Here is a 15,655-nt window from a genome sequence, read left to right as displayed (position 1 = left end):
CAAAACCAACATATAAGAACAAATAGAATGGAAAAAAGCTCTAATCGCAAAATATCGCGATCGCAGCCTACGGCTGCTTATAAAAAACAAACCCCGTATAAAATAACGGGGTTTGTCAGTAGTCTGAAAGGAGGTCTAGAGACCTCCTTTATTTGCGCGAGCATTTTTTGACTTCAAAATCGAGCCAGTTAATCGCTTATTCTGCGATCATTGCTAACTTTGAAGGAAGTTTGATTTCAATTTCTGGCTTTGTTGTTTTAGCTGTCAAAGGCATTTCAAACTTCACTTGTGTTGGCTTGATTACCTGTTGCTGCAAAGATGTTGCAAGACTAAGTTCAACTTCGCGTTTAAACTCTACTTTGTTTACAGGCTGTGCCTTAATAACTTCAACAGTTTTAGCATTTGTTGATAGTGAAACTAGAGCGACTGTAGCGATTGTGATAACTTGTGTGAGTGATGTTGTAAATTTCATGTGTGTCACCTAATAAAAACGTCAATAATCCATTTATAGATGCTTTTGGACTCTCTCTTCACTCTGAATGGGGTTGGGAACCAACTAATGTTAAGCAACGCACTAGTTATCATTCATATTTTACCTTAATCGTACTAGAGAATTTGATTAAGGGTTAAGATGCTGTCCTTCATCTACGAGTAAATAGTACGTTAATGCTGGCAAGTTTTAAAATGACTATTTATAATGTTCTGCATTAGAAAAACTAATGCGAATGTAAAAACGAAAGTACGATGGTTTTATATTCATTTATTTGTCATAAATATGATTTATACTAGGTAGGAAATGGCAGCAAGAATCCCTCCGCTTAACGCTTTGCGGGCGTTTGAAGCGAGTGCTAGGCAATTGAGCTTTACTCGAGCCGCTGAAGAATTATTCGTTACTCAAGCAGCTATTAGTCACCAAATAAAGTCGTTGGAAGAACATTTAGGCCTAAAACTTTTTATGCGAAAGAATAGGGCGCTCTTGTTAACAGAAGAGGGACAGTCCTATTATCTCGACATTAAAGATGTATTCATTGCGCTGCAAGAAGCTACGGAAAAATTGCTTGCTCGTGGTGCAAAAGGGGCAATTACTGTTAGTTTACAACCTAGCTTTGCCATACAGTGGTTAGTGCCACGGCTAAATGCATTCAATTTGTTACATCCTGAAATTGATGTACGAATCAAAGCCGTTGACCAGCCAGACGGTTCGTTAACCGAAGATGTTGATATTGCGATCTACTATGGTCGAGGCAGATGGCCGTCAGTGCACGCAGATAAGCTACATACAGAATACCTTATTCCCGTCTGTTCTCCTTTGTTGACTAATGGAAAGAAGCCAATGAATACGATTCAGGATTTGGCAAATCACACCTTGCTTCATGATACTTCGCGTCGTGACTGGAAACGTTGGTTTAAGGAGACAAACGTAAGAGGAGTCAATGTAAATCATGGTCCAATCTTTAGTCACTCCGCGATGGTGGTGCAAGCGGCTGTTCATGGGCAAGGAGTCGCATTAGCACACAGCGTTTTTGCACGGCCTGAGATAGAAGCTGGTCGATTAGTCGTACCTTTCAAGCACAGCCTTGTCAGTAAAAACGCTTATTATATTGTTTGCCGAGAGCATCAAATGGAGCTTGGTAAAATAGCCTCCTTTAGAGAGTGGGTGCTTGAGACTGTTGAGCAAGAGCAGGAAGAAAAGGCGGAAGAGTTTGGTGGACTGCATGAGTAATATAGAAGACCCTAGCATTATCTTAAACGAAGTTAGTGATCCTAAAGCATTAATATTGTTTGCTCACGGAGCTGGAGCTGATAAGTCATCTGACTTTATGGACACAGTGACTAATAAACTTAATAACAGGCAATGCTCAGTCATGCGTTTCAATTTTCCATATATGGACAAAAGACTACTTGATAATAAGCGAAGACCTCCTGACAGAATGCCCAAGTTAGTTGATTGTTTTGAACTTGTATTGAAAAAAGCACACGCTTATAAATTGCCGATTATTTTAATGGGAAAATCGATGGGCTCACGTGTGGCAGCAATTATTGCAGAAAAAGAACGGCCGAGTGTTGTGGGTGTTGTTGCGCTAGGTTACCCTTTTCATCCACAAAAGAAACCAGATAGCTTGCGCTTGGATCCTCTAATTTCAATTAAGACACCCATGTTAATTATACAGGGGAGTCGAGACCCTTTGGGCAATGAAAGTGAGGTCAATAGTTATGGATTACCTCCGCATTGTAAATCGGTGTTCTTAGAAGACGGTGACCATGATTTAAAGCCTAGGGTCAAATCCGGTTATACGCATGAACAACATCTAGACACAGCAATTAATTCGATAATGGATTTTGTCAATGCTCTACAATAGATTTGAACTAATTCTCAGAATATTTGTTGGTGTTAGCGGTGCGTTTTCTGTATTATTCGGCGCTTGGTTATCGCATGCAGGACAAACACTCTCGCCAGATATCCACGCACGGTTAGCGACAGCGCTACAATACCAATTTTTGCATACTATAGTTTTATTAGTGCTTTGGTTGTATTACAGAACAACCAAACATCAACGCGTGGTCTATATTTCGGGATTGTTTATTGCGGGCATTATACTGTTTAGTGGTAGTCTATATTTAAAATCATTGCTACAACTCGATGTGATCGGGAAAGCAGCCCCCTTAGGCGGTACATTATTCGCAATCGCTTGGTTAGCGTTATTCTTTATTGGTAAATCAACAAAATGACATCTATCGTATTATATTGCCGTCCTGGCTTTGAAAAGGAATGTGGGGCCGAGATTCAAGAGCAGGCGGCGTGGCACCAAGTTTATGGCTATCTTCAGTTGTCTAAAAATGAGGGTCTAGTTTTTTTTCATCTAAATGTGCCTGAAGAAGGTGAGGTGTTAATGGAAAAACTCTCGCTACGCCGTCTTATTTTTACACGACAATGGTTTGTGACATTGACCGACCGTTTAGAATTACCTGAATATAATCGTGTAGAAGCTATTACTGAGGCATTGGGAACAGGATGGCAGTATGCAGATTTGCGAATGGAAACCGCAGATACTAATGATGGTAAAGCATTATCTAAGTTTTGTCGTAAGCTGGCCGTGCCTTTGCGCCAAGCGCTACGTAAAACTAAGGTATTAACCGAAAAAAACGATAACCACGGCGCGATATTGCACGCATTGTTTTTTAGTGGTCAGGAAGTTATTTTAGGGTTCTCGCTAGGCTCTAATACTTCACCACATGTCATGGGAATTCCGAGATTGAAATTTCCGTCACAAGCGCCAAGTCGTTCAACACTAAAACTTGACGAAGCCTTTTTACATTTCATCCCAAAAGAGCAGCGTGAAGAAAGACTCTCATCTGGTATGTTAGCGGTTGATTTAGGGGCGGCTCCCGGTGGTTGGACATATCAATTAGTGCGACGAGGCATGATGGTTACCTCGATAGATAATGGGCCAATGGCAGAATCACTTCTTGATACTGGCCAAGTGAAGCACCGTATGGTTGATGGTTTCAAATACGTACCCGCTAAACATCCCATTTATTGGTTAACCAGAGAAACAAATCGTAGAGAAAAAGTCGAAATACCAGATCAAACGCCAATCGACTGGCTTGTTTGTGACATGATTGAAAAACCCGACAGAGTAACTAAGCTACTGATCAAATGGTTTAGCGAAGGGTATTGTAGAGAAGCGATCATAAACCTTAAACTGCCTATGACTAAAAAGTACGACACCGTTAAGCAGTGCTTGGAAAAGATAAAAGAAGCGTTGCCTAATTGTTACTATGAAGCGAAGCATCTTTACTATGATCGTGACGAAATTACGTTACACGTAAAGTATAAAGTGCATCGCCAAAATCAACGCTAGACTCAACTTTCGTAATCATAAAAAAACCGACGATGTTAAACGTCGGTTTTTTTGTTACTTACCTTTGTAAGATTGAGTCATGTGTCATTCCTGTTATTATTAATAATACTGAAATGACACAGATTTCTAAACACTACCTTTTATAGTCGTTCAAGTACAGCGTCAGTGAAGTCTGTAGTGCCGTGATTACCACCAAGATCGCGTGTAGTTCTGTCACCCGTCTCAATAACATCAGTAATTGCTTTACGAATGTTATTTGCTTTATCACTCATTCCTAAGTATTCCAACATTTGGATCGCAGCAAGAATTACTGATGTTGGGTTTGCTAGATTCTTACCTGCAATATCTGGCGCTGAACCGTGTACCGCTTCAAATATAGCACAGTCGTTTCCAATGTTTGCACCAGGTGCCATACCTAAGCCACCAACTAAACCAGCACATAAATCTGACAATATATCGCCAAATAAGTTTGTAGTTACAATCACATCGAATTGTTCAGGATTCATAACCAACTGCATACAACAGTTGTCTACGATCATTTCTGCAGATTCGATATCTGGGTAACGCTCTCCAACTTCTCGCGCTACTTTTAAGAACAAACCTGATGTTGATTTTAATATGTTTGCTTTATGTACCGCAGTAACCTTTTTACGTCCTTCTTTGCGTGCAGTTTCATAAGCGAAAGTAACAATTCGCTCAGCACCTTCTCGAGTGATCAAGCTCATTGCTTCTGCTTGTTTTCCATCTTCAGAAACTGTTTGGCCTAGTCCTGAGTACATGCCTTCTGTATTTTCACGAATAGTAATGATATCAATGTTTTCGTAACGCGCTTTAGTACCTTTGAACGAAAGTACAGGTCTAACATTTGCGTATAACTGAAACTGCTTGCGAAGCGTTACATTAATTGAAGTAAACCCTTCACCAACGGGAGTTGTTAATGGGCCTTTTAGCGTGATCTTGTTCTTCTTGATTAATTCAAGTGTTTCTTCTGGAACGAGTTCTCCGTGCTTTTCTAATGCGACTAATCCAGCATCAGCGTACTCGTAATCGAAGTTACAACCAGCTTTGTCCAGTACCTTAATTGTTGCGTCGATAATATCTGGACCTATGCCATCACCCGGGATGACAGTAATGGTTTGTTTAGTCATTCGTCTAACCTTAAATTTAAAAATGGTTGTAGTAAAATTTCGCCATTGCGATTGGCGCAGCTTTATATCATGACCACAAGGCGTTATCTAGATTGAAAGTTTTCACGCCAACGCCAGATCGTGTACAAACTATGCAATGCCTAAAAACTGTATGAATTAATTATTAAAATTTGAACTTAGGGCAGTATCGTCATAGCGTTTTTAACGCAGCATGTTGTTTAAAATAAATATAAACATAACAAGAGCATAGTAGAAATTTGGGAAAATTCTACTATGCAAATTTTTGAGTGTTTTACCAACAAGGAGGAAATAAAGCTAAAGGTATTTTTTAGGCTATTTAATTAGTGAATAATCGCTATTTTTATTGGTTATAAAACAACTTTTTCCTTTTCTTCTTGTTCGATATTGACAGTTCTTTCATCAATTATTGTGTCTATACCTTTATAATGTTCTGCTTTTGCATATTCAACAAGCACTTCATCAACGAATAGAAGATAAGAACACTCATCTTGTGTAGTAATGCCGTCTGATTTTACATGCTGTGTGCGGTAAAAAAGTACTTGAAAATGCGTGCCATTAACTTCTTTAGCTTCGGTAATGTCGGGGCTACCTAAATCTTGAAGCGCCTGCTCAAACTTAAAATTTCCGAGTTTTAGCTTGCTAATGTATTGGCGGTTAAATGCTTCTCTGTCTTCCCATTTCATGTTCGCAGGGCTATCGTCATAAAATAGCACAACTAACACTACAAATATGCCGTAAGCCGCAAGAGCTAGTAGAATTCGAAACAGTACCTTTTTACTCATTGTTACCTTCACATCCTCAAATCGAGGCGTCACTTTTTTAATTCACTTATGTTAAACATTGTAACCAGCTTCGAATGAACTTTGAATAACTTATGCTTATTTTATTGAAGATATGCAGCAATCCATTATTGCCAAACCTTTTCGTTACAATTTTAGGCTTCAATTTCTACCGGAGGCAGCCTAATGTCTTTTAGATTAAAACCAAGCGGAATGTCTTGCTTCAAGGAAAGAAGTTGCTTTGATAGTTCGATTTGTTCAAGATGGTTATCGAGTTTTTCTCTTATGTTTGACTTTAAGTCAGTTGCTTTGAGGATGTTATTCAAAGAGCCGTATTTTTGTAATAGTTCGGAAGCGGTTACCTGCCCAATACCGGGCACACCGGGGATTTTATTGGTACTGTCACCTGTTAATGTCCATAGTTCTAGTAATTGTTCTGAGCGAACACTAAACTTGTCTAGAACAAAGTTTTGGTCTAAATAACGGCGATTAAAATAATCATAAACCCTAATATTTGGATTGAGCAGCGATAAGAAGCACTTGTCCGTAGATACTATTGTGACGTTTTGCCCCCTAAGCGCTACTTTAATTGCCAATGTCGTGATCAAATCATCTGCTTCATCATCGTCAGATGTTAAAGAGTCTACGTGAAGACCCATAAACTTATCTTGGATATCCGACAATTTGTTTGCAAGGTGCTCGGGCATCTTTTTTCTGCCCTTTTTATAATCGGGGTACAGTTTGTAGCGCCAACATGGGTTATGGCTGTCAAATACCGCCAGTGCATGGGTTGGTGATTGCAAATCAATTATGTTTGACAGCGCTTTTACGCAAGCCTGTTCTGTGTTGTCGAGCACCTGCTTTTGGGTGTTTTCTGCAAGTTCGTTGTTTAACAGAAAAGGGCGCTCTTGTACTGCATATATCCGTCGAATAAGGTTGAGCGCGTCTATGAGCACTAAGTGTACTGACATTTAGTTATTCCTGACAACTTCGTAACATGGGATGTATTCACTCCCAGGGAGCTTCATTCTTTGTTGGCTAACAAAAGACGATAACAAACTATCCATCAATGCCATAACTTTTTCGTCACCGGTAATTTTAAAAGGACCATGTTGCCGTATGGCTTTGATGCCATTTTCTTTCACATTCCCAGCAACAATTCCTGAAAATATACGACGGAGGTTTGCGGCCAGCGTTGCGGTATCCAAGTCATAACTAATTTCCGTAGCAGCCATATTTTCATGTGATGGCTCAAATGGGTGTTGAAAATCGTTTTCTATCGCCAAACTCCAGTTAAAGTGATAGGCATCGCCAATTTGCTTCCGATAAGCTAGTACATCAACCAGTCCTTGTTTCATTGTTATGGCGACATTTTCTGGGTCATCAACGATGATGGTATAAAGTGATTGAGCTTTTTCTCCCAATGTCGCACCAATAAATGCATCAATTTGTTCAAAATACTCTTTTGATGATTCTGGGCCCGTTAGAATTATTGGTAATTTCTGAGCCTGGTTTTTGGGGTTAAGCATGATGCCAAGAATATAGAGAAGTTCTTCGGCGGTACCAGCACCACCAGGAAATATAATGATTCCGTGTGAGACACGCACAAACGCTTCTAAACGTTTTTCAATATCCGGCATAATGACTAATTCATTAACGATTGGATTTGGTGGCTCAGCGGCAATAATGCTCGGCTCAGTTAATCCGATGTAACGTCCCTTAGTATGACGTTGCTTAGCGTGACCAATCGTAGCACCTTTCATAGGGCCTTTCATCGCGCCAGGTCCACAACCCGTGCAAATATTGAATCCACGGAGTCCAAGGTGATAGCCTACTTCCTTGGTATAACGATATTCCGCTGAATTTATTGAGTGGCCGCCCCAACATGTAACTAACTTCGGATCGCTTTCAGGTTTTATGACATTAGCGTTTCTCAAAATGTCGAAAGTAGCGTGTGTAATTTGTTCAGTTTGCTCTGCATTTGTTGGATATTTATTATTAATAAATAAAATGTCTCTAAGCACAGCTGAAAGGTGTTCTTGGATACCCCGAATAATCGTGCCATCAACAAAGGCATGCTTGGGCGCATTTTCTAGAGCAATTTTCACTCCACGCTCACGTCGAAGCACTTGAATATTAAAGTCTTTATATTGTTGATAAATAGCTTCGGCGTCATCGGTATGACTACCTGCATTCAACACTGCTAGGGAACAATTACGGTACAAGTTATAAAGGTTACTGGTTGCTGACTGTTGTAGCTGATCAACTTCAATTGGAGAAAGCAAATTCATATTGCCTACGGGATTCAGTTGAGTGTGCATAATTAACTCCTTTAACAACTCTAGAGCGGGTTAAACCGGATGTACATATAGATTGAGCAAGCTCAAATTATTGTACATATACGATGGTGTTTTTTCCTTTCTCTTTTGCTTGATATAAACCACTGTCTGCACGCTCAAAGGCAATGTGAACATTATCGTCACGTTTAATGTGACTAACACCAATTGATAATGTGATACTCACTTTATTGTTTTTAAACTTAAAAGGCAGTTTGGCTACTTTTTGCCTGAGCGACTCGAGTGAATCAATGAGTTCATCTTTATTATAGTTTGAAATTACCAATACAAACTCTTCACCACCATACCTAGCCGTAAAAACATTGTTATTGTCTTTGAATTGCTTCGCGAGCGTTCCTGCAATTACCTGCAAAGTTTTATCACCAGCAGTATGACCATAAGTGTCATTAATTCGTTTGAAATTATCCAGATCAAGCACCGCTATCGCCAAATCAAATTGTTTATGGTGGTATCGTACGATTTGCTTAGCAAAGTATTCATCAAACGCTGCTCGGTTACCAAGTTTGGTCAATGCATCCTGCAAACTCTTTGCTTGTTGTTCTTTAATCCGCGCTTCAAAAACTTTGCTTTGTTCTTCCAACTTGTTAACTTGCGACTCCATTTCTTCAAGTTGCTTGCCTAGTTGATTTTTGTGGTTGGCTTCAAGTGTCGATTTTTCTTCCAACGTTTTAGCAATCGCTTTTAATTTATCATTAATATCTACTTTTATATCGGCAAAAGAATTCGCTTGATCTAACCCACCAGCCATTTCTTTAATCTGTTTCTTAAGTTTTCTGTTTAATTTATCGTGTTGCTGTTGGTTATCTTCATTACTGGCAATTGTTGTTTTAACTGCAGTTTGAACTGTTGAAAGCGTGTCACTTAGTGTAGATAAGAATACTTTTGCGGTGTCTCGCTCTTGATCTAAATCTTGTGCAATGACATCGAATACTTCCAAGAAATTATTTAAGAGCTGTTCGCCAGGCATACTCGCGTTAAGTTGCGAGCGGATCTGAGTCACTTTTTGTTTATGTTTATTCGAAACTTTCAACTTGCTCAAAAACGAAGAGAATCGCGATAAGATTTGTTGATCAACTTCTAAGGCTCCAGTCTTGTTTGCATTACCATTATTGACTTGTTGTGCAAGTAATCCTTCTACTGGCGCTTTAGATTTCGCCGCTAACGCGGTTTGATAATAGTCAATAAGCGTTGCGAGAATAGGAATATACTGAATCAACGCATCTTTTTTATCTTCAGAATCTTTTAACAGCGCTCTAAGGCTACGACGAACGTCATTGGGTAATCCTTGAATTTTTTGTAGCGCCTTGCCTGCACTATGAAAGCTTTCGTGCATTTGATTGATTTGCTGTTCATTGTGCAAACTATGTCGTGTAAGGATCTGGGAAATTTCAACAATTAGATCTTCAACATCTGAAAATGTCGATGAATTATTCAACGTGTTTCTCAGTTTTGCCAGTTTGTTGTCTAGCAAAACATCGATGCCTTTTGTGGCTAGAGATAGTTTGGCGATAAACTGCGCGAGTGAGTTCGTTTGGTGTTTAAAGTCGTCTTCAAGCGTTGCTCGAGAGTTAATGGCTGTTTCCAGCTTTCTTTTTAGCGCAATGATTTGAGTATCTGTGCTTGATAACTGACTCATGAATGTAATTTTTCCTTAATCTAAACTGCAATTCACTCTAACGGAATATTAATGCAGACACTGACAACAACGTTATCTCAAATGAACAGCGTTTTATATAATACTAACCATAAGTCAGCAAAAAGTCAGCAACGAAAAACCGTGTTGGCGCATAATATACTAACTTTCTGAAAAACAGTCTTTTACTGGGTGATATATTAGGGAAATAGTGCCGCTTCGTTATTGTCTATGTGTCCTGAAATTAGGTAACTCATCTAGGTGAGTACTTCTAAACGGATTGATGTCTAGTCCGCCACGCCGAGTATACCGAGCATATACCGTAAGCTTCGTTGGAGCACAAATCTTCATGATATCAGCAAATATTCTTTCCACGCATTGTTCATGAAACTCATTGTGTTGGCGAAATGAGATGAGGTACTTCAAAAGAGAGGCTTTGTCGATAGCTCTTCCCTGATATTCAATGACAACACTTGCCCAGTCTGGTTGATTGGTAATTAAGCAATTCGATTTGAGTAAGTGACTGTGCAAAACTTCATCAATGATATCGTTGCTTTCTGTACATTTAAGAAGTTCTGGCTTTAAATCGTAGTGTTCAATTGATACGTCGATATCATCAATGCATTCGCCTGGTAACTGGCGTGTTTCGATAGCGTCAAATTTATCTACAGGATGTAAACTGACTTGTGATTGTTGTCCAGCAATTTGGCTTAAATCTCTACTCATAATTGTCTGAACAGCATCTATATTCTCAAATTTACTTTGATTAAAGCTGTTAAGGTAAAGTTTGAACGATTTTGATTCGACAATATTAGCGCTCGTACACGGAAATCTGAATTCAGCCACTGCAACAATCGGCTTTCCTTTGTTGTTTAGCCACGAGACTTCGTATCCGTACCAGACATCTTCACCTAAGAAAGGTAAGGAATCACTCTGAATGTCGATCTGATCTCGGTTTAAACTTCGCGGCACACCTTGTAGAAGATCTGGCGAGTAGGTCGACTTATACTCGGTCGATTTACCTAAAGTTAATGATTCTAAAATCGATGCGTTGCTATAATTGCTCATATTCAAACTTCGTGACTATTTTTCACTATTTTAAAGGATAATCTTCATTGATGAAATCGCTTAATCCATCGGTTAGTAATAATCTTAAATTGTTTGCAAAGAAATATGTAGAAAGATATGTGGATAAATACCAACATCTTCCTCTTGTTGAGTGCGACGAAAATTGGCCTTCTGAGTGTATTCAAGGAAATAACGACGCTCAAACAAACTTGTGGCAACCGATTGAAGTGCAAGAAAAGCTGTCATTTGACAATATTGAAACCGCGCTAGACATTAACCTGCATGATGACATAAGAGCCTATTTTACTACTCTCTATAGTGATAGCCTGCATGCAGCATGTAGTGAAGGTGAACTTTCTTTGTTACTTCCTTGGAGTCAGAAAGACTTTGAGCGATTACAAGAAAACATTATTGGTCATGTTTTAATGAAGAAAAAATTAAAGCAGCCGGTCACAGTTTTCTTTGCCGTTACTGATGACGAAGATTGTATTCTTTCGGTAAACAATCAAACGGGGGAGGTATGGGTAGAGCGAGTCGGGTGTGAACCCCACAAAAAACTAGCCGACTCGATAGCAGAATTTATTGAGCAATTGCAACCTGCAATACCGTAGCGTTACTGCTACTTTTTTGATTTCAAAGCTGTTATCTCTGCTTTTAACGATGAAATTTGTTCGCGAAGGACTAAAATTTCCTCGGATAATGGAGTAATAGCCTGTTGTATCATTTGCGCTATTTGTGGCGAAAGTGTCTCATCTTCCTTTTCACTTTCGTCTAAAGATATATTGGCATTGGTAAAGTTTGGATCATGTTGCCAAGTTTTGAGCACCGTGATTATTTGGGGCAGTGGAACCTTATTGCGTAGTCTGGTTTTAATCTTGGCAATTGTTGGTTGCTGGCCCTCATTAGCAATTTGATTAGCTATGGCTATAATTTGGTCGTTAATCGTCATAATGAACATTGTTGACTGTAAATTTCACTATATATTAGCTAAAAAACCCAAAGAAATCTCTATCGAATTTTTTGGTTTTTTTTAAAATGTTAAAATAATCAACAAGATACCTTTTTTGGCCTAAGTTTTGCCTTTCTCAATTCAACAATTAATTATGAATAGAATAATCCAAAAAGGGAATCTCATGAAAAAATCACTTATTGCACTTTCTTTAATCGTTCCAATGACCGTGGGGCTAACTGGTTGTGTTGTAGCTATCGGCGATGATAGTGGTTCGCATGGTTTAGTACATGATGCCGGAGATCGTGAATATAACAATCGTAAAAAGATTGCCAATTTAGTTTTACATTCATCGTATGAAGACGCGTATCGACAATTGGGCGTAGCAGATTTTACAGAAAATTATGAAGCCGATAGCAAAATCGTTAAAGTGTTGTATTACCGAACACATAGACTTCACAAAGATGGATTAACGACAAAAGACGAATGTACTTATTTACGCTTTGAAGATGGGAAATTAGTGGACACTGGTAATGGTGGAGAATTCCAACGCAATCGCTAGTCGTAATAGTCTTTATTATTCATAAAAACCAGCAACAATTGTTGCTGGTTTTTTTGTTGATTTCTCAAATGTTCTTCAGCTTGATGCATCGTTCAAATATTGACCTAACGAAATGTTCCTTGCTATGGTAACGCAGCAATTACAAATAATAATTTCACACATATATGGTATTGTTTATAAATATCAATAATTTATCTGTTTTATGATTTAGGGTAAGGCCAACTCAACATAACAATAATTAAGTATAATTTGAGGAAAAGAGTTTATGACCGAAGTAGTTTCAACAGCAACCGCAAACGATATTCGAGCGGCATATCTGACAGCAAATGAGCTTAAATTGGCGGCGTCCTTACTTTACCAAGCGTACCATGATGATCCGGTTTTTCTAGAAATATTTCAAAGTGATGAAGGGGATTACGAACAAAAACTAAGAACATCAATTCGTGAAGAGCTAGCAGTTTTTTGGCAAGCTAAGCAACCAATTATTGGCTTATATTTAGGAGAGACTATGGTTGGTGTAGCTTGCCTAAATAGCCCTGATGACGGTGTTGCGACGGATAGGTTTTGGCACTGGCGTTTAAAGATGTTACTAGGAGCGGGCTACTTTAGTACTAAACAAATGATTGAAAAAGAACGCTTAGTACTATCGGCTGTACCAATGAAAAAATTTCACATGCTGTCGTTTATCGCAATACATCCTTTGCATCAACATCATGGCTTTGGTCATTATTTAATGGCGGCGGTTAATACGTTGTTAGATGAATATCCAGAAAGCGAAGGTGTTGCCGTTTATGCAACTTCTGAAAAATATCAAGCATTCTTTACTGACGTCGATTACGAATTCATTAAGACAATAACCGTAGGAAGTGTTTCTGGTGCATTAATGGTGCACTATCGAGATACTTAGCCTTAGCGCATAAAGTCAACGTTGCAATGCATGCGAATTTTTCTTAAAAGCGTGTTTGCACATATTTCATTAGTGCATTGAATTTATAGTGATTTTTCTTATTTTCTCCGCAAAAGTGTTAGCTCAATTTCCGATTAGATATTTTATTTGTAAGACATGTCGCACATTGTTGTGAGATATTGAGGTTTTGACAGTCGATATGTTTACATTGGTTTTTTGTAAGTTGTTGTAATTCTTTTGTTTTGTTTGGTGGTTGTATTCGCTGTAACAAAAAAGAAACAAAATTTTTCATTTTTGTTACTTTTGAATCTGGATAGGTAACGTATTATTACAGTTGTCAGGAAGACAAAGGCAAGGGATGCCATAACAAGGATTGTCGGAATACATTTGTGAACATGGAACTTCAGGAAGAAGTATAAACACAAGGGATGTTACGGATCAATCATATGGATGTGAAACTCACGGAAGATATCACTGGAAGATTACTAAGGAAGCGTGATTATAACTGCGGAATGGTTATAGCTAAGGAAAGTATGAGGAATCGCTTGGATAGCGAATAGGGAATGCTAAGGACAGCCATTATGGATGAAAGGGATCACTAAATGATGCAGGATGCATAAAGCTAGTTTAAGAAATGCGGCTCATGGAGAGCCGCATTTTTTGTTTTATTTTTCACAATTTTACAAAAACCTTAGTCAGTGTCGAATTGTAAAGTTGCGATTAGTTGAATTAGTTAATAGTCTACCTTATCTGCATAGTACGGGTGACGTCCCAAAGCTGACTGACTCCCCTTTAAAGAAAACTCATAACCACACAATGTGAAATCACCACGAAGTGCAATTTGCTTCAATAAGCTTTGTGTATCAAGTGGTGAAAAGTGTGCAAAATAATCGGTTGCATGCTCAACTATCACCTCAATGGTGCGAATGCCGTCGCCATTGTTAAATGTAATTTCTTTGCAACTATTGTCGCCCTTTAATGTGAGCTGTTGCCAATAGACACCATCTTGCTGTTCATCTGCTTGCCAATTAATAATTAAGCCGTCGTGCTGTGAGGCATATAAAGTAAAATCATCAGGCATATTTAGCATATGTTGACGCTCAATAGCTGTTTCAATTATAGGCTCTTCTTTGTCAATAACCGGTGAAGGCTGGGATACTTCGGTATTGTTTAGGAATGAAACACTTATCATCCCGCCTAAAATGATTGTGATACCAGCAGCTATTTGTAGCTTATATTTTGTTATTAGCTCTCTTACTTTAACGCCAACGTCGTTATCAGCACTGTTATTGTTGTGTTGCGTAACAAATTGTTGCTCGTCGTTATGGGTAACATTCATTGCTACATTAGCACTAGGCGCGCCTGCGAATGTGGGCTCAATTCTACTTTTACTTGTAGCTGCTGACTCATTTTTTATTGATGCTAAATCAATCGGTCCACAATACCCCATAATGTATGACTTTATTGGTGAGCTAGGGTAGGTGAGTAAGCTAAGCAAAAAGCCAATAGCCGCAATGAATGGCACATAAGCAAGAAAAGACGAAACAAACAATGGAAGCATTCCTAGAACAAAGTAGGCCGCGCCTCCTGCAACAAAGGGAGTAAACTTCCTTTGTGCATCATTGGCTCTTCTATAAGCCGACATAGTAATAGCGACGGCTGCCAGTAAAAGGATAACGATGGAAACCACAAGGTTATTAAACATGGCTGATAAAATAAGAAAGCTGATAGTCGATGTGGCGACAATCGAAGAATACCTTTGACGATTGTCAAATCCTTGCAGACAAAATAATGATTTTAGAAGCGGCACTACTATCCCCTGAAAATAACTGCGTGAAAAATGCTTCTATTTTTCACAATAGACTCATATAGCGTAAGGTTACAGAAATTTATGCACTTTGTCAGGCATCAAGGAGAGATTTAATCTGATATTGGGGGGATGCCTATTTACTAGCAAATACTTTGTGAGTACAAACTGAAAGATGTGCTTGTTTTTGTGTAAGACATATCTCAATAGTTTGCCGGACAAACTAGGTTTTAAAATATGGTTAAATTTAATAATTAACTATAAAACAATCTGTTACGGTTTTTGTTCGGCTGTTTTTCTCTAAGAGGTCTTAATATTTCATTTTTGCAGCTAGTAACTAATTAATTCTTGCGTAAACTTAAAAGTGTTAGGACGACTTGGTTAAGGATAACTAAAAACTGAATTAAGTTTATGGATGAACTAGGTTGATACTACTTGTACTGGCATGGATGGATATGGAAAAGGATTCACAGGAGTGATGGTTTCCAGCGAAGCGTAAACGGAATTTAACATGGACGTAAATGGATGCAAGGGCACAGGGAGTGTTAAGGAAGAATCTTC

At 38.7% G+C, this 15,655-nt stretch carries 16 protein-coding genes; 7 read left to right on the top strand and 9 right to left on the bottom strand.

Translation table 11 applies throughout. The annotated features are described in order from the left end of the window. Positions 1-196 precede the first annotated feature (196 nt). On the bottom strand, positions 197-472 hold the full coding sequence (locus ACSLUK_RS14135; protein WP_448549313.1) for a hypothetical protein: 276 nt from the start codon (positions 470-472) through the stop codon (positions 197-199). 324 nt (positions 473-796) lie between these two features. On the opposite strand from ACSLUK_RS14135, the gene gcvA reads away from it, so the two are divergent. From gcvA to rlmM, 4 genes are read left to right on the top strand one after another with little or no spacing between them, the layout of a single operon-like run. Next, positions 797-1,723 (top strand): transcriptional regulator GcvA, encoded by a 927-nt coding sequence (gene gcvA / locus ACSLUK_RS14130; protein ID WP_448549312.1) that lies wholly within the window; start codon positions 797-799, stop codon positions 1,721-1,723. Next, a complete protein-coding gene (locus tag ACSLUK_RS14125; RefSeq protein ID WP_448549311.1) occupies positions 1,716-2,360 on the top strand; it encodes an alpha/beta family hydrolase in 645 nt (214 codons plus the stop codon). Before gcvA ends, ACSLUK_RS14125 begins: the two co-directional genes overlap by 8 nt. Further along, positions 2,347-2,730: a DUF423 domain-containing protein gene (locus ACSLUK_RS14120; RefSeq protein WP_448549310.1), complete on the top strand. Its 384-nt coding sequence runs from the start codon at positions 2,347-2,349 to the stop codon at positions 2,728-2,730. The genes ACSLUK_RS14125 and ACSLUK_RS14120 overlap by 14 nt, the downstream gene beginning before the upstream one ends. Continuing rightward, on the top strand, positions 2,727-3,863 hold the full coding sequence (gene rlmM / locus ACSLUK_RS14115) for a 23S rRNA (cytidine(2498)-2'-O)-methyltransferase RlmM (RefSeq protein ID WP_448549309.1): 1,137 nt from the start codon (positions 2,727-2,729) through the stop codon (positions 3,861-3,863). The genes ACSLUK_RS14120 and rlmM overlap by 4 nt, the downstream gene beginning before the upstream one ends. 140 nt (positions 3,864-4,003) lie before the next feature. Here rlmM and ACSLUK_RS14110 read toward each other — a convergent pair whose 3' ends face one another. From ACSLUK_RS14110 to queF, 6 genes are all read right to left on the bottom strand, one after another. Continuing rightward, the gene (locus ACSLUK_RS14110) at positions 4,004-5,011 is read right to left on the bottom strand and encodes an isocitrate dehydrogenase (RefSeq protein WP_448549308.1); all 1,008 of its coding nucleotides are present in this window, start codon (positions 5,009-5,011) and stop codon (positions 4,004-4,006) included. Between the two features lie 368 nt (positions 5,012-5,379). Then, entirely contained in the window at positions 5,380-5,814 is a 435-nt protein-coding gene (locus ACSLUK_RS14105; RefSeq protein WP_448549307.1) for a DUF3192 domain-containing protein, read from the bottom strand. Between the two features lie 152 nt (positions 5,815-5,966). Next, positions 5,967-6,782, bottom strand: coding sequence for a flap endonuclease Xni (gene xni / locus ACSLUK_RS14100; RefSeq protein ID WP_448549306.1), 816 nt, complete (start codon positions 6,780-6,782; stop codon positions 5,967-5,969). Continuing rightward, positions 6,783-8,132, bottom strand: a complete 1,350-nt coding sequence (ppnN, locus tag ACSLUK_RS14095; RefSeq protein WP_448549305.1) for a nucleotide 5'-monophosphate nucleosidase PpnN — start codon at positions 8,130-8,132, stop codon at positions 6,783-6,785. It lies immediately after the preceding gene. Between the two features lie 67 nt (positions 8,133-8,199). Beyond that, complete coding sequence (locus ACSLUK_RS14090; RefSeq protein ID WP_448549304.1) at positions 8,200-9,804, bottom strand: GGDEF domain-containing protein; 1,605 nt, start codon at positions 9,802-9,804, stop codon at positions 8,200-8,202. Between the two features lie 219 nt (positions 9,805-10,023). Beyond that, positions 10,024-10,869: an NADPH-dependent 7-cyano-7-deazaguanine reductase QueF gene (gene queF / locus ACSLUK_RS14085; protein WP_448549303.1), complete on the bottom strand. Its 846-nt coding sequence runs from the start codon at positions 10,867-10,869 to the stop codon at positions 10,024-10,026. A 50-nt stretch (positions 10,870-10,919) separates the two neighbouring features. On the opposite strand from queF, the gene syd reads away from it, so the two are divergent. Continuing rightward, positions 10,920-11,480 carry a SecY-interacting protein gene (gene syd, locus ACSLUK_RS14080; protein WP_448549302.1) on the top strand — a complete coding sequence of 187 codons (561 nt, stop codon included), beginning with the start codon at positions 10,920-10,922 and terminating at the stop codon, positions 11,478-11,480. Positions 11,481-11,488: 8 nt separating this feature from the next. On the opposite strand, the gene ACSLUK_RS14075 is transcribed toward syd, so the two are convergent. Further along, positions 11,489-11,818, bottom strand: a complete 330-nt coding sequence (locus ACSLUK_RS14075; RefSeq protein ID WP_448549301.1) for a hypothetical protein — start codon at positions 11,816-11,818, stop codon at positions 11,489-11,491. A 184-nt stretch (positions 11,819-12,002) separates the two neighbouring features. Between ACSLUK_RS14075 and ACSLUK_RS14070 the strand changes: the two genes are divergently transcribed. Further along, positions 12,003-12,380: a DUF3192 domain-containing protein gene (locus ACSLUK_RS14070; RefSeq protein ID WP_448549300.1), complete on the top strand. Its 378-nt coding sequence runs from the start codon at positions 12,003-12,005 to the stop codon at positions 12,378-12,380. A 265-nt stretch (positions 12,381-12,645) separates the two neighbouring features. After that, positions 12,646-13,287: a GNAT family N-acetyltransferase gene (locus ACSLUK_RS14065; RefSeq protein ID WP_448549299.1), complete on the top strand. Its 642-nt coding sequence runs from the start codon at positions 12,646-12,648 to the stop codon at positions 13,285-13,287. Positions 13,288-14,020: 733 nt separating this feature from the next. Here the strand turns inward: ACSLUK_RS14065 and ACSLUK_RS14060 are convergent. Further along, on the bottom strand, positions 14,021-15,097 hold the full coding sequence (locus ACSLUK_RS14060) for a hypothetical protein (protein WP_448549298.1): 1,077 nt from the start codon (positions 15,095-15,097) through the stop codon (positions 14,021-14,023). Between the last annotated feature and the right edge of the window lie 558 nt (positions 15,098-15,655).

It is taken from the genome of Thalassotalea fusca (assembly GCF_053485835.1).
The sequence above is the reverse complement of the archived record's forward strand: the minus strand, read 5'-3'. Positions and strand labels throughout refer to the sequence as shown.

Bases quoted from the DNA above. Each gene is read 5' to 3' on its own strand.
- ACSLUK_RS14135 (WP_448549313.1), bottom strand. From the start codon at position 472: ATGAAATTTACAACATCACTCACACAAGTTATCACAATCGCTACAGTC.
- gcvA (WP_448549312.1), top strand. From the start codon at position 797: ATGGCAGCAAGAATCCCTCCGCTTAACGCTTTGCGGGCGTTTGAAGCG.
- ACSLUK_RS14125 (WP_448549311.1), top strand. From the start codon at position 1,716: ATGAGTAATATAGAAGACCCTAGCATTATCTTAAACGAAGTTAGTGAT.
- ACSLUK_RS14120 (WP_448549310.1), top strand. From the start codon at position 2,347: ATGCTCTACAATAGATTTGAACTAATTCTCAGAATATTTGTTGGTGTT.
- rlmM (WP_448549309.1), top strand. From the start codon at position 2,727: ATGACATCTATCGTATTATATTGCCGTCCTGGCTTTGAAAAGGAATGT.
- ACSLUK_RS14110 (WP_448549308.1), bottom strand. From the start codon at position 5,011: ATGACTAAACAAACCATTACTGTCATCCCGGGTGATGGCATAGGTCCA.
- ACSLUK_RS14105 (WP_448549307.1), bottom strand. From the start codon at position 5,814: ATGAGTAAAAAGGTACTGTTTCGAATTCTACTAGCTCTTGCGGCTTAC.
- xni (WP_448549306.1), bottom strand. From the start codon at position 6,782: ATGTCAGTACACTTAGTGCTCATAGACGCGCTCAACCTTATTCGACGG.
- ppnN (WP_448549305.1), bottom strand. From the start codon at position 8,132: ATGCACACTCAACTGAATCCCGTAGGCAATATGAATTTGCTTTCTCCA.
- ACSLUK_RS14090 (WP_448549304.1), bottom strand. From the start codon at position 9,804: ATGAGTCAGTTATCAAGCACAGATACTCAAATCATTGCGCTAAAAAGA.
- queF (WP_448549303.1), bottom strand. From the start codon at position 10,869: ATGAGCAATTATAGCAACGCATCGATTTTAGAATCATTAACTTTAGGT.
- syd (WP_448549302.1), top strand. From the start codon at position 10,920: ATGAAATCGCTTAATCCATCGGTTAGTAATAATCTTAAATTGTTTGCA.
- ACSLUK_RS14075 (WP_448549301.1), bottom strand. From the start codon at position 11,818: ATGACGATTAACGACCAAATTATAGCCATAGCTAATCAAATTGCTAAT.
- ACSLUK_RS14070 (WP_448549300.1), top strand. From the start codon at position 12,003: ATGAAAAAATCACTTATTGCACTTTCTTTAATCGTTCCAATGACCGTG.
- ACSLUK_RS14065 (WP_448549299.1), top strand. From the start codon at position 12,646: ATGACCGAAGTAGTTTCAACAGCAACCGCAAACGATATTCGAGCGGCA.